This is a genomic window from Pigmentiphaga daeguensis (assembly GCF_039523035.1).
Taxonomy (GTDB): domain Bacteria; phylum Pseudomonadota; class Gammaproteobacteria; order Burkholderiales; family Burkholderiaceae_B; genus Pigmentiphaga; species Pigmentiphaga daeguensis.
In genome coordinates this window covers 36,212-59,288 of the sequence record NZ_BAAAEN010000007.1, presented here as the reverse complement: position 1 = coordinate 59,288, position 23,077 = coordinate 36,212, and the positions used below count along the sequence as shown (strand labels likewise).

General features: G+C 67.8%; 17 protein-coding genes and 1 tRNA gene. 9 read left to right on the top strand and 9 right to left on the bottom strand.

Features of this window, described 5'->3' with window-relative positions; genetic code table 11:
• The first annotated feature begins 80 nt into the window (after positions 1–80).
• On the top strand, positions 81–2,174 hold the full coding sequence (ppk1, locus tag ABD104_RS11275) for a polyphosphate kinase 1 (RefSeq protein WP_132979351.1): 2,094 nt from the start codon (positions 81–83) through the stop codon (positions 2,172–2,174).
• Here ppk1 and ABD104_RS11270 read toward each other — a convergent pair.
• From ABD104_RS11270 to ABD104_RS11250, 5 genes are all read right to left on the bottom strand, one after another.
• Positions 2,171–3,352, bottom strand: coding sequence for a RhtX/FptX family siderophore transporter (locus ABD104_RS11270; protein ID WP_371695562.1), 1,182 nt, complete (start codon positions 3,350–3,352; stop codon positions 2,171–2,173). The two genes, ppk1 and ABD104_RS11270, sit on opposite strands and share 4 nt — an antisense overlap.
• 61 nt (positions 3,353–3,413) lie before the next feature.
• Complete coding sequence (locus tag ABD104_RS11265) at positions 3,414–3,848, bottom strand: cupin domain-containing protein (RefSeq protein ID WP_343927551.1); 435 nt, start codon at positions 3,846–3,848, stop codon at positions 3,414–3,416.
• Positions 3,845–5,524: a PepSY-associated TM helix domain-containing protein gene (locus ABD104_RS11260; protein ID WP_343927550.1), complete on the bottom strand. Its 1,680-nt coding sequence runs from the start codon at positions 5,522–5,524 to the stop codon at positions 3,845–3,847. The genes ABD104_RS11265 and ABD104_RS11260 overlap by 4 nt, the downstream gene beginning before the upstream one ends.
• A 1-nt stretch (position 5,525) precedes the next feature.
• Entirely contained in the window at positions 5,526–7,580 is a 2,055-nt protein-coding gene (locus tag ABD104_RS11255; RefSeq protein ID WP_132979437.1) for a TonB-dependent siderophore receptor, read from the bottom strand.
• A gap of 194 nt (positions 7,581–7,774) precedes the next feature.
• Entirely contained in the window at positions 7,775–8,650 is an 876-nt protein-coding gene (locus ABD104_RS11250; RefSeq protein WP_132979347.1) for a helix-turn-helix domain-containing protein, read from the bottom strand.
• A 141-nt stretch (positions 8,651–8,791) separates the two neighbouring features.
• Here ABD104_RS11250 and pstS point away from each other — a divergent pair, with 141 nt between their 5' ends.
• The 4 genes from pstS (at position 8,792) to pstB (ending at position 12,636) form a co-directional block, all read left to right on the top strand.
• Entirely contained in the window at positions 8,792–9,832 is a 1,041-nt protein-coding gene (gene pstS, locus ABD104_RS11245; protein ID WP_087839700.1) for a phosphate ABC transporter substrate-binding protein PstS, read from the top strand.
• Positions 9,833–9,942: 110 nt separating this feature from the next.
• Entirely contained in the window at positions 9,943–10,968 is a 1,026-nt protein-coding gene (pstC, locus tag ABD104_RS11240; RefSeq protein ID WP_279819190.1) for a phosphate ABC transporter permease subunit PstC, read from the top strand.
• A 9-nt stretch (positions 10,969–10,977) separates the two neighbouring features.
• On the top strand, positions 10,978–11,835 hold the full coding sequence (pstA, locus tag ABD104_RS11235; RefSeq protein WP_243724434.1) for a phosphate ABC transporter permease PstA: 858 nt from the start codon (positions 10,978–10,980) through the stop codon (positions 11,833–11,835).
• A 24-nt stretch (positions 11,836–11,859) separates the two neighbouring features.
• Positions 11,860–12,636 carry a phosphate ABC transporter ATP-binding protein PstB gene (gene pstB / locus ABD104_RS11230; protein WP_087839698.1) on the top strand — a complete coding sequence of 259 codons (777 nt, stop codon included), beginning with the start codon at positions 11,860–11,862 and terminating at the stop codon, positions 12,634–12,636.
• A gap of 108 nt (positions 12,637–12,744) precedes the next feature.
• On the opposite strand, the gene ABD104_RS11225 is transcribed toward pstB, so the two are convergent.
• Both ABD104_RS11225 and ABD104_RS11220 read right to left on the bottom strand, forming a co-directional pair.
• Positions 12,745–14,679 (bottom strand): clostripain-related cysteine peptidase, encoded by a 1,935-nt coding sequence (locus ABD104_RS11225; RefSeq protein WP_338615846.1) that lies wholly within the window; start codon positions 14,677–14,679, stop codon positions 12,745–12,747.
• Between the two features lie 82 nt (positions 14,680–14,761).
• Positions 14,762–15,670 (bottom strand): LysR family transcriptional regulator, encoded by a 909-nt coding sequence (locus ABD104_RS11220; RefSeq protein WP_338615845.1) that lies wholly within the window; start codon positions 15,668–15,670, stop codon positions 14,762–14,764.
• A gap of 134 nt (positions 15,671–15,804) precedes the next feature.
• On the opposite strand from ABD104_RS11220, the gene metE reads away from it, so the two are divergent.
• Together metE and ABD104_RS11210 are read left to right on the top strand one after the other, a co-directional pair.
• Positions 15,805–18,099 (top strand): 5-methyltetrahydropteroyltriglutamate--homocysteine S-methyltransferase, encoded by a 2,295-nt coding sequence (gene metE / locus ABD104_RS11215; RefSeq protein WP_338615844.1) that lies wholly within the window; start codon positions 15,805–15,807, stop codon positions 18,097–18,099.
• Between the two features lie 4 nt (positions 18,100–18,103).
• Positions 18,104–19,225 carry a 5-methyltetrahydropteroyltriglutamate--homocysteine S-methyltransferase gene (locus tag ABD104_RS11210; protein ID WP_087839694.1) on the top strand — a complete coding sequence of 374 codons (1,122 nt, stop codon included), beginning with the start codon at positions 18,104–18,106 and terminating at the stop codon, positions 19,223–19,225.
• A gap of 158 nt (positions 19,226–19,383) precedes the next feature.
• Here ABD104_RS11210 and ABD104_RS11205 read toward each other — a convergent pair.
• Positions 19,384–19,460 (bottom strand) — tRNA-Pro (locus ABD104_RS11205).
• A 215-nt stretch (positions 19,461–19,675) separates the two neighbouring features.
• Between ABD104_RS11205 and ABD104_RS11200 the strand changes: the two genes are divergently transcribed.
• Both ABD104_RS11200 and ABD104_RS11195 read left to right on the top strand, forming a co-directional pair.
• Positions 19,676–21,181 (top strand): aldehyde dehydrogenase family protein, encoded by a 1,506-nt coding sequence (locus ABD104_RS11200; RefSeq protein WP_338615843.1) that lies wholly within the window; start codon positions 19,676–19,678, stop codon positions 21,179–21,181.
• A gap of 6 nt (positions 21,182–21,187) precedes the next feature.
• Positions 21,188–22,069 carry a DMT family transporter gene (locus ABD104_RS11195; RefSeq protein ID WP_207958606.1) on the top strand — a complete coding sequence of 294 codons (882 nt, stop codon included), beginning with the start codon at positions 21,188–21,190 and terminating at the stop codon, positions 22,067–22,069.
• Here ABD104_RS11195 and ABD104_RS11190 read toward each other — a convergent pair.
• A complete protein-coding gene (locus ABD104_RS11190) occupies positions 22,066–23,001 on the bottom strand; it encodes an SMP-30/gluconolactonase/LRE family protein (protein ID WP_087839692.1) in 936 nt (311 codons plus the stop codon). The two genes, ABD104_RS11195 and ABD104_RS11190, sit on opposite strands and share 4 nt — an antisense overlap.
• Positions 23,002–23,077: the final 76 nt, after the last annotated feature.

The following is a 23,077-nucleotide window of genomic DNA, read 5'->3' as shown; positions in this document are numbered from 1 at the left end:
GTTGCACTGTCATAAGGTAGTCATCATTTTGACGCAAAAATAACCGTCTCAGCTTCGTCGCCCATTTTTGCGGATATTCCATGGTTGCCAGATTGCCTGCCAAAGACCTGTTCCTGAATCGCGAGCTTGCCTTGCTCAAGTTCAACGAACGAGTGCTGGCCCTGGCCGAGGACGACCGGGCGCCCCTGCTCGAGAGATTGCGGTTCCTGTGCATCGTCGCATCGAACCTGGACGAGTTCTTCGAGATCCGCGTGGCCAGCCTGCATGAACAGGTGCGGCAGAATCCCGGTGCGCGCGGGTTGGATGGCCGCACGCCGGCCGAGGTCGTGCAGCGTGTATCCGAGGCCGCCCATGCGCTGGTCGAGCGCCAATATGCCTTGCTGAACCGCGAGGTGCTGCCGCGGCTGCAGGCCGAGGGCATCGTGCTGCACATGGCGCAGAGCTGGACCCCGGCGCAGCGGGCGTGGGCGCACGAGGTCTTCCGGCTGGACGTCATGCCGCTGTTGACGCCCATCGGCCTCGACCCGGCCCATCCTTTCCCGCGGGTATTCAACAAGAGCCTGAACTTCGCCGTCCAGCTGTCGGGACGCGACGCCTTCGGCCGCAATGCCGCCATCGCCATCGTGCAGGCGCCCCGCGCCTTGCCGCGCCTGACGCAGATGCCGCCCGAGCTGTCCGGCCACCCTCACGGCTACGTCATGCTGACCTCGTTCATGCAGGCCTTCGTGGGCGACCTGTTCCCCGGCATGACGGTGGACGGCTGCTACCAGTGGCGCCTGACGCGCAACAGCGACCTGTTCGTCGATGACGAGGAAATCACCAACCTGCGCCAGGCCCTGCAAGGCGAGCTGACGCAGCGGCATTTCGGCGACGGCGTCCGGCTGGAGCTGGCCGACTCCAGTCCGGTGGAGCTCGAGAACTTCCTGCTCAAGGAATTCTCCCTGACGCCCGCCGACGCCTACCGGGTGGACGGGCCGGTCAACCTGGCGCGGCTGATGCAGCTGGTGAACGGCATCAACCGGCCGGAGCTGAAATTCCCGCCGTTCCGCGCGGCCATTCCATCCCCCTTCGACCGCAACAACCTGACACCGGACGAGCTGTTCAAGGCCATCGCCACGCAGGACCGGCTGCTGCACCATCCCTACCAGTCGTTCCAGCCAGTCATCGATTTCCTGACGGCGGCGGCGGCCGATCCCGGCGTGGTCGCCATCAAGCAGACCATCTACCGCACCGGCGAGGACTCCGAGCTGATGCGCCTGCTGCTGGCGGCCGCCCGTTCGGGCAAGGAAGTGACCGTGGTGGTGGAACTGATGGCACGCTTCGACGAGCAGACCAACATCAACTGGGCCGCCCGCCTGGAAGAGGTGGGCGCGCACGTGGTCTACGGCGTGGTGGGGCACAAGACCCACGCCAAGATGGCCCTGGTGCTGCGTCATGAGCGCGGCCGCATCCGCCGCTACGGCCACCTGGGCACCGGCAACTACCATCCCAGCACCGCGCGCCTCTACACCGACTTCGGCCTGTTCACCGCCGATGCGCGCATGTGCGAGGACATGGAGCAAATCTTCTCGCAACTGACCGGACTGGGCGCGCGCCGCCACCTGAAATGCCTGCTGCAGGCACCGTTCTCGCTGCACGAGACCATGGTGGCGCTGGTCCGCCGCGAGGCACGCCATGCGCGGGCGGGCAAGCCGGCGCGGATCATGGCCAAGATGAACTCGCTGCTCGAGCCCTCGGTAATCGAGGAGTTGTACAAGGCCAGCCGCGCCGGCGTGCGCATCGATCTGGTGGTGCGGGGCGTATGCACCCTGCGCGCGGGCGTCCCCGGGCTGTCGGAGAACATCACCGTGCGGTCCATCGTCGGCCGCTTCCTGGAGCATTCGCGGGTGTTCTACTTCCTGAACGGCGGCCAGGAGATGGTCTACCTGGCGTCCGCCGACTGGATGGACCGCAATTTCTTCCGCCGGGTCGAGGTCGCTTTCCCCATATTCGACCCGGCCCTGAAGAAGCGGGTGATCGATGAATCCTTCACCTTCGCCCTGCGCGACAACCAGCTGGCCTGGCAGCAGCAGCCCTCGGGGGATTACGTCCGGGTGCGATCGCGCCGCCGGCCGTTCAACCTCCATGCGCACCTGATGAAGGCGCTGGGCGGTTTCGACGAAACAGCCGGTTAGGCCCGGCGCGACCGCAGCAGCGCCGGCGTCAGTACCAGCGTGGCCAGCGCCAGCCCGACGCCAACCATGAAGCTGCCGCCGTAGCCCGCCAGCGCGGCCAGGGCCATCAGCGACGAGGACGCGGCCATCTCGCCCAGGTCACGCATGCTCTGCACGGCGGTCATGTCGGTGCCGGCCTGGTCGCGCGCGTGGGCGAAGCGCATGGCGGCGGTCATCATCGCGACGGATGCGCTGCCGGCGCCGAAGCTGGTCAGCAGCGTCGCCACCCAGACCGCGTAGGCGGGCAGCGCGGGCGAGGTCCACGCCAGCGCGGTCCAGACCGCGGCCGCCACGCCCGCCGAGGCGATGCCGGTGAAAAACACCGCCCAGGTGCCCAGCCGCGACACCAGCCAGGCGCCGCCTCCGCATCCCAGGACGATGGTGACTGCGCCGCCGACCATGCCCACCTGCCCGATCTTCTCGAGCGCCCAGCCGGCATCGACCAGCAGCAGCTTGGACAGGCCGTGGCAGGCCACCACGGTCACGGCGGACAGGAAGGCGGCGGCGACCAGGGCCCAGGCATGCCGACCTGACCGCAGGAAGCGCCACAGGCTGGCCTGCCGCGGGCGCGGCCATCGATCGGAGAGGGACGCGGGCTCGCGCCAGGCGGCGACCAGCGCCAGGCTGAGCGCGATGGGCAGGGCCAGGAGCAGCAGCGCGCCCGTCAGGCCGACGCGCGCATAGGCCATCAGGAACACCGGGCCGCCGTAGAAGAAGCCGATCATGGTGCCGGCGACCTGGACCGCGTTGGCGGTGCCGAGCACATGAGGTTCGAACCGTTCGGCGACCAGGCCGTCGGTGGCGATGTCCTGCGTGGCGCTGGCCAGCGACGCGGCCACCGACAGCGCCAGCAGATAGGGCAGGGTGGCCTGCGTGACACCGATCGCCATGACGCCCAGCAGCAGCGCCAGGACCAGCGCCTGCATGGGCAGGATCCAGCTGCGCCGGCGCCCCAGGCGTGGCGACCAGTGGTTGTCCACGATGGGTGCCCAGCCGCATTTCAGTACCCAGGGCAGGCTTACCAGGGGTAGGTAGGCCAGGGCCCCGAGGCTGGCGCCCTGGCCGCGCAGGATGGCCGGCAGCGCTTCCATCGCGAGCCCGAAGGGGATGCCCTGGGAAGCGTACAGGCAGGCGATCATGGGCCATTGCAGCAGCGTGGCGCCGCGCCGTGCCGTGGAGGCGGGGGAATGGGTGTGCATGTCAGTCTTCCTGGTCGTGGGGGCGGTGCAGGCGGTGCTCGCTGTCGGTGGCGGGAGTGACGAACATCAGGCGGCCCGGCTGGCCTACCTCCAGCCGGTGCCACCATCCCTGGGGAACGACGAGGGATTCGCCCGCGACGACTTTCAGTTCGCATTCGGCGCCCGCGTCCGCGGCCAGGACGACACGCAGCGATCCTTCCAGCAGCGTCAGGATTTCGTCGCCGCGCGGATGCCGCTCCCAGTGGTTGCCGTGGACCGAGGCGGTATCGGAAATGGGTTTGATGCCCATGATCCAGCCGGCCCGCGGCAGGCCATTCCGCTGGAAGGGCATCAGATGGACGGTCGCGTCGGCCTGGAGGACGGCCAGCGAAGAGGACAGCGCGAAAAGCCGGGGCTGGCGCGAGGCGTCGCCGGCGGGGAGTTTGTGTCGGGTCATGATGGATGGCGAAAGGAAAAACGGGCGAGCTGCCACGTCAGGGTGCCCGCCAGGATCAGCAGGAGGTCGAAGGCCAGCGCCGGCAGTTGGGCGGCCAGCGGGTGGCCGGCCTGGCGCGCCAGATCGGCGATGGCCGCCAGCCAGAGCAGCAGGCCGGCAAGCCGCAGCGCGGCCGTGGTGCGCCGGCCGCCGTGTCCGGGCCAGGCGAAGCCGGCGGCCGACGCCAGCCAGGAGCCCCAGAAGGCCCACGCTTGCAGCGCCGGCCGGTCCGGCATGGCGTCCGGCGTCAGGCAGGTCATGGCCAGGAGCACGCTGCACGAGAGCGTCAACCCCAGGCAGACGCCTTGTGCGATCCGCCTCGGCCAGGCCAGCGGACGGTCCGGCGTTGCCCGCCGCCGCAGCCAGAGCCAGGTGCCGGAGGCGGCCAGCAGCGCGGCGGCCATGCCGCCCGCCGCATGCAGCCAGCGGCTGGCCGTGCCGCCGTACTGCGCGAAGTGCAGGGGCTGGATGGCGATGAACGCCTGGGTCCAGGGCCCACGCTGCGCCGCGCTATCGTGGCGCAGCAGCGCGCCGTCGCGCAGACGGTAGTGGAAGCGCTCGAACACGCCGGTGCTCAACTGGCCGGCGCCGTGGCCGCGCAGGGTGGCGTAGGCCTGTGCATCGCCCCAATGCAGGATGGCGACGCTTTCCACCTGGAATCCGGGATGGGCCTGCCGGTGCCTGTCGACCAGGGCGTTCAGGCTGGACATGGCGGCGGGCTGCCCCAGCGCGGGGAAGGAAGCATTGTCCATCAGCGCCTGCATGGCCCGGCGCGGGTCGTCGGGGAAGGCGTGGGGCGCCAGGTTGACGGTCGCCAGCGCGCCCAGGCCCGAGAAGATGCCCGTCACCGCGATCAGCAGCAGGAGCGGCGACAGCCAGAGCCCCAGCAGCTTGTGGACGTCCAGCGCCAGCGTCCGGACATCCGCGCCGATGCGCAGGCGCAGCAGTCCGGGGGACCGGCGGGGATGGTTGGCCACACCGCCCACGACCAGGAAGGCCAGCGCGAAGCCGAACAGGCTGACGACCACCCGCCCCGGAAAGCCCGCGTGCAGGGTGTTGTGCAGCGTGACCAGCAGCTCCGCCGCGCCGCCACGGGTGGCGGGCATGGGACGGGCATCGTCGGCGCGCAGGACCAGCGCGGCCTGGCCGGTGGCCGGCCGGCCGCCGGCGGAGGCCACGATGGCATGGCGCCGCAGGCCGTCCGGCAACTGGATCATCAGCGACGCGGCATCGCCGAATCGCGCCTGGCCCGCATGCAGCAGGGCGTCCAGGTCGGGTCGCGGGGCGGGGGCCTGCCGCTCGGATGGCATCTCCCAATAGCGGACTTCCTGCTTGAGCACGGCGAACACGCCGGTCAGGCAGACCACGAACAGCACGAGGCCCACGATCATGCCGGCCCACGCGTGGGTGACGGCCACGGCGCGGCGCATGGGCACGGCTGCGCGTGTGCCCAGGAGCAGGCTGCCGCCCAGCAACAGCAACTGCGCCAGCACGCCGATGAACATGCCGGCATACAGCCGGTCCAGCGCATCGTCCAGCGGCGCCCGGCGCGCGATGGCGATCGCCAGCCCGATGGCGGCCGCGGGGGCGCCCAGGACGGCCAGGCCGGTGCGCAGGGGCCAGTGCGGAGCCGGCACCCTAGTACTCCATGCGCAGCGTCAGCGCCACGCTGCGGGGTTCGCCGTAGCGGTTGTTCCAACTGGTGCCGGACAGGCTCTGGTAGTAGCGCCGGTCGAATAGGTTGTTGACGTGCAGCGCCGCGCTCATGTGTTTGTTGATGCGGTAGCCGATCCGCAGGCTGGCCAGGGCATAGCCGCCCTGGCGCAGGGTCACGCCGCCGGACTGCACGGTGTAGGCGCTTTGCGCCTGGATGCCCACGCCCGCGCTGAGCCGGCCATCGTTTCCGGGCAGTACGGTATTCGTCCAGAGCCTGAAGATGTGCTTGGGCGTGAAGCGGGCGAAGGGCTGTCCCTGCGACTGAGCATCCTTCAGGTACTCCGTGGCGTTGTAGGTATAGCCCAGCGACAGGTCCAGCCCCGGCATGACCCGGCCGTTGACTTCCGCCTCGATCCCGCGGCTCTCGACTTCGCCGCCAGCGATGTAGTAGCAGACCGCGCCCGCGCAAGGATGCGCGGGGTCGGTCTGCGCGCGGTTGCGCTGCCGGATGTTGAAGAGGGCCAGGCTGGCATCCAGCCGCCCTTCCAGCAGGCCGCCCTTGATGCCGACTTCCCGGTTGCTTCCCTGGACCGGATCCAGCATGCCGCCCTCCCACGTGGTCTGTGTCTGGGGCTGGAAGACCTGTGCGTAGCTGGCGTAGAGCGCCCACTGCGGCGTGATGTCCAGGACCAGGCCGCCATAGGGCGTGAACTCGCTGCTGAGCCGGGAACTGGCGGAGGCGGTGTCCTGCTTCCATCGGCTCACCCGTCCCCCCAGGATCAGCTTGAGAGGATCGGCCAGCGAAAACCGGCCCATCGCATAGATGCCCGACTGGACCATGCGCGTCGGCCCGCGCGACGCGTAGGGACCGACCGCCGGTTCGGGCACGCTGCGCGGATCCCATTTCCATACGTCCACCGGCACGCCGATCGGCGCCAGGAAACTGGCGGAGAACTGCTCGGTGCTGGTGCGCAGGTGGTTGATCCCGACCAGCGCCTCGTGCCGCCGGCCGAACAAGGTGAAGGGGCCGTTCAGGTAACCGTCGGCGCTGGTCTGGCGGTTCTCGAATTCATAGGCGCCGCCGGTCAGGCGCGGACCGGTGCCCGTTGCGGGATCGACCGCGCCATTGGCGCCGGCATATTTCAGGTCGGCGTCGCCCGTCAGGTGGTTGACGTTGAGCCTGGCGGTCCAGCCGTTGTCGAACGCATGCTCCAGGCCGGCGAACAGCCGCGTGTTGTCCCAGTCGAAGCGGTCCCAGGCGACATCCAGGTAGGTCGAGCGCGGCAGGCCGATATCGCGGCCGTCGCGATAGAAGGGAACCCCGGCCATGTTGGTGATGGAACGGATGCGCTGGTGATGGACACCCACCGACAGCACGGTGGCGGGGCCCAGGTCGAGTTCAGCCGTGCCGTACAGATTGGTGGACTTCTGGCCTGCCACGTCGTAGAAGAAATCGCGGTCCTCATGGCTGGCCACCAGCCTTGCGCGCAGGCTGCCGCTTTCGTTCACCGGGCCGCCCACGTCCGCTTCGGCGCGGTAGCGGTTCCAACTGCCGGCGGTCAGCGCGCCGCGCGCCTCGAACCGCCGCGGCGCCCGCCTGGGCACGAGGTTGACGGTGGCGGCCGGGTTGCCCGTGCCCTGGAGCAGGCCGTTGGCGCCGCGCACGATTTCCACCCGTTCGTACATGCCCATGTCTTCCGGCGCACTGGCCGTCTGGCCCATGAGCACGGGCACGCCGTCCTGCTGGAAGGAGTCGATCTTGAAGCCACGGGCGTAGTAGCCCGTGGTGAGCTGCTGATAGGGCTGGACGGTGATCCCGGGCGCCTGCTGCAGCACTTCCTCCAGCGTCTGCAGGTTCTGCTGCTGCATGCGCTCGCGGTCGATGACGGTGATCGACTGCGGCGTTTCCTTGGCGGACTGCGACGTCTTGAGCAAGGACGACGGCGTGTCCGCGCCGCCGGTGACGGTCACCGCGGGCAGCATGCTGGCCGGCGGCTCGGGGACGGCCTGGGCATGGACACCGGCGCCCAGCAGCATGATGGCCGAGGCCAGCGCGGTGCGGGCCGGGCCGGGTCGGAAGGCGCCAGGCCGGGAATGAAATGGCTTGCGGATATCCACGGAGACCCTCTCCCTTTCTTGAATTGAGAATCAATCTCAACAATTCTAGGGAGGGCGCCGGGGACGAATTGGCGGTTGCCGGTATCAATCTGGCGATCGGGCGTATCCGCGGGCTAGCGGCGCAGTCCGCGCGGCGCGATGCCGAAACGTTTCTGGAAAGCCTTGGAGAAATGCGAATCGCTGTAGCCGGCGGCAAACGCGGCCTGGGCCACGGTGCATCGGCCGGCGGCCAGCATGCGATAGGCGAGTTCGAGACGCTGGTCGCGCACGAATTGATAGACGCTGCAGCCGAACACGGCCCGGAACCCCCGCGTCAGCGTCGTGACGTTCAGGCCGACCTGGCGACCCAGGGCCGCCAGGCCGGGCGGATCGGAAAGCTGTTCGAGCAGCCGCGCGCGGGCCTCGTGCAGCGCGTCGAGCTGGCGCGGCGACAGCATGAGCGCATCGGCCTGGGCCGGGCTGGCGGCGGGAATCAGTTCCAGGCCGGCCAGCACGGTGGCGGTCAATTCCAGCGCCTTGCCGGCCAGGTAGAGATCACGCAGGTTCCCGCGCAGGGGGCAGGCCAGCAATTGCCGGCCCAGGGCCTGCAGGATCCGGTTGGCCTGCCGGTCGAGGAAAAACGGGGTGTCGGTGCCGTTGCGCTGGCGGGCATGCCGTCCGATGTCGAGGTCCAGGCCTTCCTGCAGCGCTTCCTCGGGCATGCGCACGGCCACGTAGTGCAGCGGCGAGGCGGCATGGAAGGCATGGCTGACCATGAACGGGCTGCGGCTCAGGCTGAGGTGGACCGCGGGGCCCTTGAGGCCTATCTGGCGGTGTTTTTGCATCGAATAACGCAGCTCCCCGCCCAGCAGCAGGACCAGCTTCAAGCCGGCGTCGTTCTGCTCGGTAATGGCCTGGTCTTGATCCATGCGCAATATGCCACCGCTGATGGACAGCGAGGCGGTCATCGCGGGGACATGCCATTGTTCGGGCACGGGAGCAGGCATCATTTTTTTTATGAATGAGAATCGTTAATGATTCTACATGTCCAGTTCCATGGCCGTCATGTGTGCTGTCATGGTCATGTCATATTTGCTACGTAATCTGACGCCGTCGTGAGTTTTACCTCCCACAAAGCAGAGGACCTGCAAATGTTCAAACTCGTATTCAAGCAAGTGTCGGTGGGCGTCGTGCTGGGCGTTGCCGCGTTGTCTGCGCACGCTGCCGACATCACCGGTGCCGGCGCGTCGTTCCCCTATCCCATCTATGCCAAGTGGGCCTCGGACTACAAGGCTGCCACGGGCAACACGGTGAACTACCAGTCCATCGGTTCGGGCGGCGGCCAGAAGCAGATCATCGCCAAGACCGTGGATTTCGGCGCGTCGGATGATCCGATGAGCGGTGAAGACCTGGCCAAGAACGGCCTGGTCCAGTTCCCGGCCGTGATCGGCGGCATCGTCCCTGTGGTCAACCTGCAAGGCATCCAGCCCGGCCAACTGAAGTTCACCGGCGCGCTGCTGGCCGACATCTACCTGGGCAAGGTCAAGAAGTGGAACGACGAGGCCATCGCCAAGCTGAACCCCGGCGTGAACCTGCCTGCTGCCGACATCATCGTCGTCCACCGCTCGGACGGTTCGGGCACGACCTTCGGCTGGACCAACTACCTGTCCAAGGTTTCCGCCGACTGGAAGTCGTCCGTGGGTGAAGGCAAGGCCGTCAAGTGGCCCGCCGGCCAGGGCGGCAAGGGCAACGAAGGCGTCGCCAACTACGTCAAGCAGTTCCCCGGCGCCATCGGCTACGTCGAATACGCCTACGCCAAGCAGAACAAGCTGGCGCACGGCCAGGTCCAGAACAAGGACGGCAAGTTCGTCCAGCCGGAAGAGGCCGCCTTCGCCGCCGCCGCCGCGAATGCCGACTGGAAGAGCGCGCCGGGCATGGGCGTGATCCTGAACAACGAGCCGGGCGAGAAGAGCTGGCCCATCACCAGCGCCACCTTCATCCTGATGCACAAGGCTCAGGACAAGCCGACGCAAGGCGCCGAAGTCCTGAAGTTCTTCGACTGGGCCTTCAAGAACGGCAAGAAGTCCGCTTCGGAACTGGACTACGTGGCGCTGCCCGACGCGGTGACGACGCAGATCCGTTCGCTGTGGAAGTCCGACATCAAGGACGCCAGCGGCAAGTCGCTGTACTGATCCGCCGAGGTGCCATAGTGGCGTGAAACGGGGCCGGGCGGAGTCGTCCGCCCCGTTTTTCGCGTCTCCTGGCCCCCGGGGTCGACCTGTCTCCCTTTCCGGAAACTCCCATGAGCGCGGTCCTTGATAACATTTCGGGCGAGATTCGAGGAAATTCTTCCTCCGAGCCGACTACTACCGGGAATACGCCCCCGATGAAGAAAAACCGTAACGCGGCCATGGACGCGTTGTTCAAGAACCTGACCCGGTTCTTCGCCTTTGCCGTGCTGAGCCTGCTGGCCGCCATCCTGGTGTCGCTGGTCTTGGGCAGCCAGATCACGCTCGAGAAATACGGCGTCTCGTTCCTGTGGTCCTCCGAATGGGACCCGGTCAACAATGAATACGGCGCGCTGGTGCCCATCGTCGGCACGCTCGTCACCTCGGCCATCGCGCTGCTGATCGCGGTGCCGGTGTCGTTCGGCATCGCGCTCTTCCTGACGGAGCTGTCGCCCACCTGGCTGCGCCGGCCGCTGGGCACCGCCGTCGAAATGCTGGCGGCGATTCCCTCCATCATCTACGGCATGTGGGGCCTGTTCATCTTCGCCCCGCTGTTCAAGCAGTACGTGCAGCCCTTCCTGATCGCCACGCTGGGCAACATTCCGGGGGCCGGCATCCTGTTCCAGGGGCCGGCCTTCGGCATAGGCGTCTTCACCGCCGGCATCATCCTGGCGGTGATGATCATTCCCTTCATCACCGCCGTGATGCGCGACGTGTTCGAACTCGTGCCGGCCATGCTGAAGGAGTCGGCCTACGGGCTGGGCGCGACCACCTGGGAAGTCGTTTCCCGCGTGGTGCTGCCGTTCACCAAGGTCGGCGTGGTCGGCGGCATCATGCTGGGGCTGGGCCGCGCGCTGGGCGAGACCATGGCCGTGACCTTCGTCATCGGCAACGCCTACCGGCTGTCCGGCTCGCTGTTCGCGCCGGGCAACTCGATCGCCTCGTCCCTGGCCAACGAATTCGCCGAAGCCTCCGACGACGTGCACCTGTCGGCGCTGATCGAGCTGGGCCTGATCCTCTTCCTCATCACCACCATCGTGCTCGCCTGCTCGAAGCTCCTGCTGCTGCGCCTGGCGAAGAGCGAAGGCGCCCGGTCCTAAGGAGCCGCGATGTCCGTCATCACCATGCAGAACTCCGTCTACCGCCGCCGCCGGCTGACCAACAAGGTCATGCTGACCCTGTCGGCGGTCGCCCTGGTGTTCGGTCTCTTCTGGCTGTTCTGGATCATCCTGACCTTGCTGTCCAAGGGCGCCGCGGCGATATCGCCCGCGCTGTTCACCGAGATCACGCCTCCTCCGGGGCAGAACGGCGGCCTGCTCAACGCGCTGCTGGGCAGCGTCATGATGGCCGGCATGGGCACGCTGATCGGCACGCCCATCGGCATCCTGGCCGGCACCTACCTGGCCGAGTACGGCCAGCGCGGCTGGCTGGCCCCGGCCACGCGCTTCATCAACGACGTGCTGCTGTCCGCGCCGTCGATCGTGATCGGCCTGTTCATCTATACCGTGTTCGTCGCGCGCATCCAGCACTTCTCGGGCTGGGCGGGCACGCTGGCCCTGGCCGTGATCGTGATCCCGGTCGTGGTCCGCACCACCGACGACATGCTCAAGCTGGTGCCCAACAGCCTGCGCGAGGCTTGCATCGCGCTGGGCTGCCCGCACTGGAAGATGATCACCATGGTGTGCTATCGCGCCGCGCGTTCGGGTATCGTCACCGGCATCCTGCTGGCCGTGGCCCGCATCGCCGGCGAGACCGCGCCGCTGCTGTTCACCGCGCTGAACAACCAGTTCCTGTCGTTCAACATGAACGCTCCCATGGCCAACCTGCCCGTCACGATCTTCCAGTTCGCGATGAGCCCCTTCGCCGACTGGCAGCGCCTGGCCTGGGCCGGCGCGACGCTGATCACGCTGCTGGTCCTGGCCATCAACATCATTGCTCGCATCATGTTCCGCAAACAGGCCGCCTGACGCCCGCGACAAACCGGACACGCCATGGAAAACATCGTCAACATTTCGAATCCCAAGCTGGAAGTCAAGAACCTGAACTTCTACTACGGGAAATTCCACGCCCTGCGAAACGTCAGCATGCAGATTCCCGAGAAGCAGGTCACGGCCTTCATCGGTCCGTCGGGCTGCGGCAAGTCGACGCTGCTGCGCACCTTCAACCGCATGTTCGAGCTCTATCCCGAGCAACGCGCGGAAGGCCAGATCAACATGGACGGCGAGAACCTGCTGACCTCGAAGATGGACATCTCGCTGATCCGCGCCAAGGTCGGCATGGTGTTCCAGAAGCCCACGCCGTTCCCGATGAGCATCTACGACAACATCGCCTTCGGCGTGCGCCTGTTCGAGAACCTGAGCAAGGGCGAGATGGACGAGCGGGTGGAATGGGCCCTGACCAAGGCCGCGCTGTGGGAAGAAGCCAAGAACAAGCTGCACCAGAGCGGCCACAGCCTGTCGGGCGGGCAGCAGCAGCGCCTGTGCATCGCGCGCGGCATCGCCATCAAGCCCGAGGTCCTGCTGCTGGACGAACCGTGCTCGGCCCTGGACCCGATCTCCACGGCCAAGATCGAGGAACTGATCGCCGAACTGAAGAACGACTACACGGTGGTCATCGTTACCCACAACATGCAGCAGGCGGCGCGCTGTTCCGACTACACCGCCTACATGTACCTGGGCGAACTGGTCGAATTCGGCGTGACGGACCAGATCTTCATCAAGCCGACCAAGAAGGCGACGGAAGACTACATCACCGGCCGTTTCGGCTGAGCCTTCCGGCTCCGCGCGCCGGTATCCGCCCAAGGAACCGGTCGCGCCGCGCGGGCGGCCGGTGGCAGCCGCCTTCCCACCCGGGCTGCCCCCCGAGCGTCGCCACGTTCAATAGATAAGCGGATTCAGGCTGATCCAGCCCCGCACGTCCACGATGCCCAGGCGAGCCTTGGCACCCGCGGGCAGCGGCTCGCGCGTTCCACGGGAGATCCGCTGGCCCGGGGTGATGGGCACGAACGGCACGTCGGCGGCGGCTGGCGGCGCGATCCAGTGGCCGAGGTCGTTCTCGTCCTGCACCAGCCAGAGGGGTTGCGCGCGGGCATTCTCCGGCAGGCCTTGGGGGCGTGCCACCCCGGCGGAGTTGTTGTTCGCCAGTGCGCTCAGGAACCCGGTGATGCGCAGGACGCCTGGTTCGGCGGCGTCCGATACGATCAGGAGGCCCCGCTGCAGGTTGTCGTCATCATCGGCGTCGCTGGGCGGGGGAATGTGCAGCGTGACGGGAATCAGGAAGTTCTCGGGAGCGTCGACCGCAAAGCGCATGCCGTCGGGAAGCGCGGAAAAATAGATGGGCGTGCCGGCGTCGTCCAGGTTGAACCAGCCTTGCATGAAAGACGGATCGACAAGCTTGTCGACGGTGCTGTCCGTCAGCGGCTTGATGGCGGTGATCCAGCCGGAAGCGTCCTGGACCGCGGCGAAATCGCGGGCCACGAGCGCCCGGTCCACGGCATTCAAGGGCGCGTCGACCGAGGTCGGGGCGGTCGGCGAGCCATCGTGCCAGTCGATGGCGCCGATGGTGGGCAGCGGCAGCTTGGTATTGTCGGTGCCGACGTCGGAATGCTGCCGGATGAAGCCGCGCTGCGCCTCGGGCAGGAAGGCCAGCGAGGCGTAGGTCTTCGTGTCGGCCGATGTCTCGGCGACGCGCTGCGGCAGGTAGAACGTCAGGCCGGCCAGGTTGGAGAAGGCCGCGGTGTGCTTCTGGTGGACCACCGCGCGCTCCAGGGCTTGCGTCAGTCTTTCCCGCTGTCCGTCGGCCAGCCTGATGCCGTTCCAGTCGAACATGCGCAGGTCGACCAGTTCCGCGGGGCCGGGGGACAGCAGGACCGAGCCGAAGATGAATGCCTTGGCGCGGGCCTCGGCGATGTCCAGCCAGGTCTGCACCGGGTCGGCGGCCAGTTGCCCGTTCAGCGTGGCGCCGATGTCGGCCAGCGCGGCGCCAACTTCGCCTATCCGGCTCAGGTCCACCAGCGACAGCGTGGCTTCGGCCGCGGGATCTTCCTTCAGCTGCTTGGCGATGAAAGCGTCGACGATGGTGCGGCCGAAGGCTTCGGTGCTGTCCGTGGGGGACCGGGTCAGGTGCGACACCAGCGCGGCCCAGTCCTGGCCGGTGCCGGGCTCGAGCTCCTGCGACGCGATCATGTAGTCCGCATAGGGAGCCAGGGCCTGCCCGACTTCCACCGAGCCCATCAGGCAGGCATCGAAGCCTACCAGGGCGAGCTTGCGCCCGGAAGCCTGGGTGGCGGGGGCCAGCGCGCCGCGTATGTCGTCCAGCGACAGCGCGTTGTTGGTGAACGGGTCGGAACCTATGCCCCGGTTGGGGCCGCCGCCGTGGTCCCATAGCACGAGCATGGTTCGTTCGGCCGGGTAGGTCTTCATGCCCCAGGCGAGGAAGTCCCGCAAGGTCTGGGCGCTGCCCATGTCCACGGCGCCCAGGTCGTCCAGCAATTCGACCTGCTGGCCGCGTACGCGCTTGCGCTGTACGGTGCGCCAGCCATCCTTGTCGGCGGCGCCGGTGGTCAGCACGACGTTCACCCGGTCACTGGGCGCGACGCTCTGCATCTCGGCGATGTTGCCGGTGGCCGCGCCGTTTTCGCTTTCGAGGTTGGTGCCCATCATGTAGACGAGCAGGGTGATGTCCGCCTTGGCGGCCGGCTGGCTGCCGGACCCCCCGCAACTGACGACGAGCAAGGCCAGTGCCGCGACGGTTAATGCCGATCGCAGGCGAGCCGCGAAGATGCGGAAAGCCGGGAGATTGGGGGCGGGCATGCGACTGTCCTCTTGTTGATTATTTCGGAAGCATCTTGTAACACTTTCCGGTCCAGTCGGCGATACCGCCCCGCCGTCGCGATCAGCGTCGCGGACGCGGCGCCTGCGCCATCGACCCCCGCGCGTAGGCCACGAACGAAGCCAGGTAGTCGATGGCGGCGTCGGCCTCGCGCGTGCCCAGGAAGATCTGCTTGGCGATGCCGTCCTTGCCCAGCTTCACGCTCGCCACGGGCATGCGGTCGGCGTATTCCTCGGCCAGCCAGCGCGGCAAGGCCGCCACTCCGCGGTTGCTGGCCACCATCTGCAGCATGATGTCCGTCGTCTCGATGGTCTTGTGCCGGCGCGGCGCGACGCCGGCGGGGCGCAGGAACTGGTTGTAGATGTCGAGGCGGTCGGTCTCGACCGGGTAGGTGATCAGCGTCTCGTCCGCGAGCTGGTCGGGCTTGATGTAGCGCAGCGTGGCGAAGGGATGGTTCTCCGCCACGACCAGCACCTGCTCGTAATCGAACACCGGATCGAAGCGCAGGCCAGGGCGCCTGAGCGGATCGGGCGTGACGAGGATGTCGATGTCGTAGCCGAACAGGGCGCCGATGCCGCCGAACTGGAAGCGTTGCTTGACGTCCACGTCCACGTCGGGCCAGCGCGCCAGATAGGGCGACACCACCTTGAGCAGCCACTGGTAGCACGGATGGCATTCCATGCCGATGCGCAGGGTGCCGCGCTCGCCCGCCGCGTACTGCTTCATGCGCGACTCGGCGTGCTCGAACTGCGGCAGCAGCCGCTCGGCCAGCGCGAGCAGGTACTGGCCGGCCTGGGTCAGCCGCAGGCTGCGGCCTTCGCGGTCCCAGATCGGCGTGCCCAGTTGTTGCTCGATCTTCTTGACGGTGTGGCTGAGCGCGGATTGCGTCAGATGCAGCGTGCCGGCGGCGGCGGTCAACGATCCCTGGCGGTCGACTTCCCGGATGATGACGAGGTGTATGCGTTCGAGCATGGGGGTACCCGGCAATGAATGAATAAATATAATGGATAGATGAAATAATGCCATTTTATTTCATCGATCGATGTCCCTATCATGACTGCCTTCCCGCGTCGTTTCGCGCACTCATTCATTGGATGGCAGTTCACATGGTCACCACTCACAACCTAGGTTTTCCGCGCATCGGCGCCAAGCGCGAACTCAAGTTCGGGCTCGAGCGCTACTGGAGGGGCGAGTCCTCGCGCGACGAGCTGAAGGCGCTCGGCGCGAGGCTGCGCCAGTTGAACTGGGCCAGCCAGAAGGGCCTGGACCTGGCGCCGGTAGGCGATTTCGCGTTCTACGACCAGGTGCTGGACATGAGCTTCACGCTGGGCAACCTGCCGGCGCGCGTGCAAGGCTTTCATGGCGATGCGCTGGACAATTACTTTCGCGTCGCGCGCGGCCGCTCGGCCGGGGCCGCGGAAGAACATGCCGCGTGCTGCGGCGGGGTTGCCGCCGGCGAAATGACGAAGTGGTTCGATACGAACTACCACTACATCGTCCCCGAGTTCACGGCCGACACGACGTTCAAGCTGGACGCCTCGCGCTACGTCGAACAACTGGCCGAGGCCCGCGCGCAAGGCGTCAAGGGTAAGCCGGTCGTCATCGGCCCGGTCACCTACCTGTGGCTGGGCAAGGCCAAGGACGACTCCGACAAGCTCGCGCTGTTGCCGCGCCTGTTGCCCGCGTACGTCGAACTGCTGGCCACGCTGGCCGCTCAGGGAGCCGAATGGGTGCAGATCGACGAGCCGGTGCTGGTCACCGAACTGGCTCCCGCCTGGCGCGAGGCCTTCCGCACCGCCTATGCCGCGTTCGCCGGCGGCCCGGTGAAGCTGCTGCTGGCCACGTATTTCGGCCAGCTCCAGGAGAACCTGCCGTTGGTGTGCGAACTGCCCGTGCAGGGCGTGCACCTGGACACGGTCAACGCGCGCGGGGAAGTCGAGCCGCTGATCGCCGGCCTGCCGGCCGATCGCGTGGTGTCGCTGGGCGTGATCAACGGCCGCAACATCTGGAAGACCGACCTGGATGGCGTGCTGGACTGGCTGGTGCCGGTGGCCGCGCAGCTGGGCGAGCGCCTGTGGATCGCGCCGTCCTGCTCGCTGCTGCACGTGCCGGTGGACCTGGACAGCGAACAGAAGCTGGATGCCGAGGTCAAGCAGTGGCTGGCTTTCGCGCTGCAGAAACTCGACGAACTCAACGTGCTGGCGATAGCGCTGCGCGAGGGGCGTGCCGCGGCGCAGGCGGCGTTATCCGCCAATCATGCCGCGATCGAGGCGCGGCGGGCATCGCCGCGCGTGAATAATCCGGCCGTCAAGAAAGCCGTCGCGAGCCTGACGGCCGACATGGGACGGCGACAGCATGCCTACGCCGAACGGGCCGCGAAGCAGTCCGCCCTGCTGAAGCTGCCGGCCTTCCCGACCACCACCATCGGTTCATTCCCGCAGACCGCCGAGATCCGCCAGGCGCGCAGCCAGTACAAGGCCGGCGCGCTGGACGAGGCCGGCTACCTGGCCGCCATGCGGGCCGAGATCGGCCGCAGCGTGCGCGAGCAGGAAGCCCTGGGCCTGGACGTGCTGGTGCATGGCGAAGCCGAACGCAACGACATGGTCGAGTACTTCGGCGAACAGCTCGAAGGATATGTGTTCAGCCAGTTCGGCTGGGTGCAGTCCTACGGGTCCCGCTGCGTGAAGCCCCCCATCCTGTTCGGCGACATCAGCCGTCCCCGGGCGATGACCGTCGAATGGATCAGGTACGCGCAGTCGCTGACCGACAAGCCGATGAAGGGCATGCTGACCGGCCCGGTCACCATCCTGAACTGGTCCTTCGTGCGCGACGACCAGCCGCGCTCGGTGTCGTGCCGCCAGCTTGCGCTGGCCATCCGCGCCGAAGTGCAGGACCTGGAGCGTGCCGGCATCCGCGTGATCCAGATCGACGAGGCCGCGCTGCGCGAGGGGCTGCCGCTGCGCCGCGCGCAATGGCGGGAATACCTGGACTGGGCGGTTGAATCGTTCCGCATCGCCGCCAACGGCGTGGGCGACGAGACCCAGATCCATACCCACATGTGCTATTCGGAGTTCAACGACATCATCCACGCCATCGCCGACATGGACGCCGACGTGATCACCATCGAGACTTCGCGCTCGGACATGGAGCTGCTGGATGCCTTCGACGACTTCAAGTACCCGAACGAGATCGGGCCCGGCGTCTACGACATCCATTCGCCCAACATCCCGACCGAGGCGCATATCGTGCAACTGATGCGCAAGGCGGCCGAGCGCGTGCCGGCCGAACGCCTGTGGGTCAACCCGGACTGCGGCCTGAAGACCCGCCAGTGGGCCGAGGTCATCCCCGCGCTGACCAACATGGTGGCCGCCGCCCGGACCCTGCGCCAGCAAGCGAGGTAAGAACATGAGCCTGCCCCTGAACCCCCCGTTCCGCGCCGACCACGTCGGCAGCTTTCTGCGCCCCGTTTACCTGATCCAGGCGCGCGACCGCCATGCCAAGGGCGAGATCACGGCCGAGGAACTGCGGCGCGTCGAAGACCGCGCCATCGCCGAAATCGTCAGGTTCCAGGAAGACGTCGGCCTGAAAAGCATCACCGACGGCGAGTTCCGCCGGACCTATTTCCACGTCGACTTCCTGCGCCGGCTGGGCGGCGTGTCCAGCGGCGAGCCGGTCGCGGTGCAGCGCGCCGACGGCAAGACCGAACTCGCGCCGCCCGTCATCAGCGTGGTCGACAAGGTGCGCCACGTGGCCGACATCCAGCGCGCCGACTTCGAATACCTGCAAGGCCAGTTGTCGCCCGGTAGCGTCGGCAAGGTGGCGATCCCATCGCCGACCATGCTGCACTTCCGCGGCGGCCGCGCCGGCATCAGCGCGAAGCACTATCCCGAACTCGATCCCGACTTCTACGACGACGTCGCCCGCGCCTACGGCGACGAACTGAAATCGCTCGCGGCCGCCGGATGCCGCTACGTGCAGCTCGACGACACCAACCTGGCCTATCTGTGCGACGCCCGCATGCGCGCCGCCGCCTCCGGCCGGGGCGACGATCCCGACGAACTGCCGCACCGCTACGCCCGGTTCATCAACAAGGTCGCGGCCTACAAGCCCGAAGGCATGGTCCTGGCCATCCACCTGTGCCGGGGCAATTTCAAGAGCACCTTCGCCGCCAGCGGCGGCTACGAGCCGGTGGCCGAGGCCCTGCTGGCCGAGATGAACGTCGACGCCTACTTCCTGGAATACGACGACGACCGCAGCGGCGACTTCCGGCCGTTGCGCTTCCTGCCCAAGGGCAAGATCGCCGTGCTTGGCCTGGTCAGCACGAAGTTCGGCGCACTGGAGTCCAAGGACGACTTGAAACGCCGCATCGACGAGGCCGCGCGCCATGCACCACTGGAACAGCTCGCGCTGTCGCCGCAGTGCGGCTTTGCCAGTACGGTGCACGGCAATGACATCGCCGTGGCGGCCCAGCGCGACAAGCTGAAGCTGGTGCTGGAGACGGCACGGGAGGTGTGGGGAGACCGTTGACGACTCAGTCTGCGAACCGGGCGTGCGCCTCTGGACTTCCTTTGCGGCGGTCCGCCAGCCAGCCCATGTTTTCGCGGCGATGTACCCATTGGTTTACCCACCAGCCGGACAAGACAAAGGCCTTAGACGCGTGAAAGCGTCTAAGGCCTTGATTTCATTGGTCGGGGCGGCGGGATTCGAACTCGCGACCCTCTGCTCCCAAAGCAGATGCGCTACCAGGCTGCGCTACGCCCCGACGGACCCGCATTGTACCCGATGCCAGGCCCCCTTACGGCCCGGCCGGCCATTTCTTGAACGCGGGCACCCAATGAATAGGTGGGCCAAAGGGATCGGCAGCAAGGCCCTCCACCCCGGAATGGCCGGTGCGCCGGGGTAATATCTTTCCATGCGGGCCGAGCCGCGTCCATCCGCCGGATGGGGCGCGGCGGCGGAATGGCCAAGGAGAGCTTCATGAACGAACAAGGGACCCTGGATCGCCTGGAACCGGGGATGGTGATTCCTTACGGCGGTAACCGGTATACCCGTGTGGATGCGGAGCTGGCGCGCGCCTTCCAGGCGGGTGACCGGCTGCTGGTGGTGCAGGAAAGCGGGGCGCTGCTGCGGATTCCCGGGCAGGTGGATGAGGTGGTCCGGGCACGGGTGGGCGAGGCGCGCGCGGCCTTCGAGGCGCTGGCGCAGGCACGGCCGGGCGCGGTGGACCGGTTCTACGAGACCTTCGCCGACGCGCTGGAGCGCGACGAGGTCTGGGCGCAGGTGGTGGCGGCCAACGAGGAGGACGTGCGGCGCGCGCAGCAGCGGGGCCGTTCGACGACGCGGTTGAAGGTGTCGGACAAGATGCGCGCCGCGATGATCGAGGGGCTGCGGGTCTGGCCGGGCCTGGCGGCGCAGGATGACCGGGTGCTGGGCCGGGTGGACCATGGCGACTGGCAGGTCGACGTGCTGCGGGTGCCGCTGGGCGTGGTGGCTTTCGTGTTCGAGGGCCGGCCGAACGTGCTGGTGGACGCCTGCGGGGTGTTGGCCAGCGGCAATACGGCGGTGCTGCGGATAGGCAGCGATGCGCTGGGCACGGCCAGCGCGCTCTTGCGCCATGCGCTGCGGCCGTCGCTGGAGGCGGCGGGGCTGCCGCAGGGGGCGGTCAGCTTGGTCGAGGTCGAGGACCGCGCGGCGGGCTGGGCGATGTTCAGCGACAACCGGCTGGCGCTGGCGGTGGCGCGGGGGTCGGGTACGGCGGTGATGCAGCTGAGCAGCGTGGCGCGGCAGGCGGGTGTGCCGGTCAGCGCGCATGGCACGGGCGGCGCCTGGCTGGTGGCGGATCCCAGCGCGGACGGCGAGCGTTTCGAGCGGGCGGTGCGGCATTCGCTGGACCGCAAGGTCTGCAATACGCTGAACGTGTGCTGCATCGTGCGCGAGGGGGTGGCGGACCTGATGCCGCGCTTCCTGCGCGCCATCGACGAGGCCGGGGCTGCCTTGAGCGGGGCACCGCGCCTGCATGTCACGCCTTCGGCGCAGCCTTTCGTGCCGGCGGAGCTGTTCGGGCGCCGCACCTTGGTGCGGCGTGCCGAGGGGGACGTGGACGAGCCCTATGCCAGCCCGTTGCCCGAGGCGCGGCTGGGGCAGGAGTGGGAATGGGAAGAGACGCCGGAACTGTCGCTGGTGGTGGTGGAGTCGGTGGACGAGGCGGTGGCGCTGTTCAATCGCTACAGCCCCCGTTTCGTGGCCAGCCTGATCGCCAGCGATCCGCAGGCGCACCAGCGTTTCCGGTTGCGTATCGATGCGCCGTTCGTGGGCGACGGTTTCACGCGATGGGTGGATGGCCAGTATGCGCTGGGCAAGCCGGAATTGGGGTTGTCCAACTGGGAGCATGGCCGCTTGCTGGGCCGCGGAGGCGTGCTGACGGGCGCCGATCTGGCCGCTGTGCGGCTGGTGGCCACCACGGCGCAGGAACAGCATCGCTAGATCGCCGTGTCCAAACGTTCCCTGGATATCGCCGCCATCGCGATGCTCGTGCTGCTTTGCGCGAGCTGGGGCGGGCAGCAGGTCGCGGTCAAGATCGCTCTGCCCGATTTCCCGCCTTTTCTGCAGATGGGCATACGCTCGGCCGGGGCCGGGCTGCTGGTGCTGTTCTATTGCCTGGCCACCGGGCGGGGCAGGCTGTTCGTGCGGGACGGCTCGCTGTGGCTGGGCCTGTTCTCGGGGCTGCTATTCTCCGGCGAGTTCGTGCTGATCTACCTGGGCCTGCAGTGGACCGACGCCAGCCGCACTTCGCTCTTTCTTTATACGGCGCCGTTTTTCGTGGCGCTGGGGGCGACCTGGCTGCTGCCGGCGGAGCGCCTGCGCTGGCCGCAGTGGGTGGGGCTGGGCCTGTCTTTCTGCGGGACCGCCATCGTGATGGGTGTCCCGCGCGGGGCCACGTCGCCGCATGCGTGGCTGGGCGATCTGATGATCATCGGGGCGGCGGTGTTCTGGGCGGCGACGACGCTGGGCATCAAGGCCACGCGCCTGGCCACGGCACCTCCCGAGAAGGTGCTGCTGTACCAGCTGGCGATGTCGGCCGTGATCGGACTGGGCGCCGGCATGGCCACCGGCGAATCGGTGCGCGGGGTCAGCCTGGCGCCCGTGCTGGCGCTGACCTACCAGACGGTGTGGATCGCCGCCACGACCTTCCTGCTCTGGCTGCGGCTGTTGACGCTGTACCCGGCCAGCACGCTGCAGGCGGGCACGTCGATGTCGCCGCTGTTCGGCGTGGCCGCCGCGGCGCTGATCCTGCATGAACCGGTCGGGCCGATGTTCCTGCTGGCCGTGGCGCTGGTGGTGTCGGGGCTGGTGCTGGTGAACAGGCGCTAGCCGCCGGCGGCGCCCTGTGTGTTGACGTACAGCGCGTAGATGGACGTGCTGGCGGCCATGAACAGGCGGTTGCGGTGCCGGCCGCCGAAGCACAGGTTGGCGCAGCGCTCCGGCAGCGCGATGTGGCCGATGGCCTCGCCGTCCGGCGCGAACACGCGCACGCCGTCCAGTTCGTCGCTGCCCATGCCCCAGCCGCACCACAGGTTGCCGTCCACGTCCACGCGCAGGCCGTCCGGGGTGCCCGGTCCGGCATCGATGACGACGCGTCGGTTGGACAGTTTCTTGCCCGCCGCGACGTCGAAGGCCAGGATGCGGCGCGGCTTGGCGCGCGACTCCACCACGTACAGCACGGATTCGTCCGGCGAGAAGGCTAGGCCGTTGGGGCTGGCGATGTCGCCGGCGACGACCTCGGCCATGCCGGTGGCGGGATCGAGCCGGTAGAGGTTGGACGGCAGCTCCTGCCTGGCCGGAAGGCCCTGGTAGTAGCCGGCTATGCCGAAGGGCGGATCGGAGAACCAGACCGTGCCGTCGGACTTGACGACGACGTCGTTGGGCGAGTTCAGCGGCTTGCCGTCATGGCGGTCCATCAGCACGGTGACGGCGCCATCGTGCTCGGTGCGGGTCACCCGGCGGCCGCTGTGTTCGCAGGTGACGAGGCGCCCCTGCCGGTCGCGCGTCATGCCGTTGGCGTGGCCGGACGGCGAACGGAAGACGCTGACCGCGCCGCTGATCTCGTCCCAGCGCATGACGCGGTCATTGGGGATGTCGCTCCAGAGCAGGTAGCGGCCGTCGCCGAACCAGACCGGCCCTTCGTTCCAGCGGCAGCCGGTGGCCAGGCGCTCGACCGCGGCCGACGGCAGCCGGTATTGCTCGAACCGGGCGTCGAACGCGCGGATGGCGGGGTCGGGATAGCGCTGCGATGCCTGCCACATGGTGCCTCCTGGAGCGGGGCGCTGGTGGGTGCGCCCGGAGCTTCGATTGTCGGCGATCGGCGCGCCTGCCGCCAGT

What these genes read in the sequence shown, in the direction of transcription:
- ABD104_RS11220 (WP_338615845.1), bottom strand. Translation starts at nt 15,670, where the DNA reads ATGCTCGAACGCATACACCTCGTCATCATCCGGGAAGTCGACCGCCAG.
- ppk1 (WP_132979351.1), top strand. Translation starts at nt 81, where the DNA reads ATGGTTGCCAGATTGCCTGCCAAAGACCTGTTCCTGAATCGCGAGCTT.
- ABD104_RS11265 (WP_343927551.1), bottom strand. Translation starts at nt 3,848, where the DNA reads ATGACCCGACACAAACTCCCCGCCGGCGACGCCTCGCGCCAGCCCCGG.
- ABD104_RS11225 (WP_338615846.1), bottom strand. Translation starts at nt 14,679, where the DNA reads ATGCCCGCCCCCAATCTCCCGGCTTTCCGCATCTTCGCGGCTCGCCTG.
- ABD104_RS11190 (WP_087839692.1), bottom strand. Translation starts at nt 23,001, where the DNA reads ATGTGGCAGGCATCGCAGCGCTATCCCGACCCCGCCATCCGCGCGTTC.
- ABD104_RS11200 (WP_338615843.1), top strand. Translation starts at nt 19,676, where the DNA reads ATGAACGAACAAGGGACCCTGGATCGCCTGGAACCGGGGATGGTGATT.
- ABD104_RS11270 (WP_371695562.1), bottom strand. Translation starts at nt 3,352, where the DNA reads ATGATCGCCTGCCTGTACGCTTCCCAGGGCATCCCCTTCGGGCTCGCG.
- ABD104_RS11255 (WP_132979437.1), bottom strand. Translation starts at nt 7,580, where the DNA reads ATGCTGCTGGGCGCCGGTGTCCATGCCCAGGCCGTCCCCGAGCCGCCG.
- pstA (WP_243724434.1), top strand. Translation starts at nt 10,978, where the DNA reads ATGTCCGTCATCACCATGCAGAACTCCGTCTACCGCCGCCGCCGGCTG.
- pstB (WP_087839698.1), top strand. Translation starts at nt 11,860, where the DNA reads ATGGAAAACATCGTCAACATTTCGAATCCCAAGCTGGAAGTCAAGAAC.
- ABD104_RS11250 (WP_132979347.1), bottom strand. Translation starts at nt 8,650, where the DNA reads ATGATGCCTGCTCCCGTGCCCGAACAATGGCATGTCCCCGCGATGACC.
- metE (WP_338615844.1), top strand. Translation starts at nt 15,805, where the DNA reads ATGGTCACCACTCACAACCTAGGTTTTCCGCGCATCGGCGCCAAGCGC.
- pstS (WP_087839700.1), top strand. Translation starts at nt 8,792, where the DNA reads ATGTTCAAACTCGTATTCAAGCAAGTGTCGGTGGGCGTCGTGCTGGGC.
- ABD104_RS11210 (WP_087839694.1), top strand. Translation starts at nt 18,104, where the DNA reads ATGAGCCTGCCCCTGAACCCCCCGTTCCGCGCCGACCACGTCGGCAGC.
- pstC (WP_279819190.1), top strand. Translation starts at nt 9,943, where the DNA reads ATGAGCGCGGTCCTTGATAACATTTCGGGCGAGATTCGAGGAAATTCT.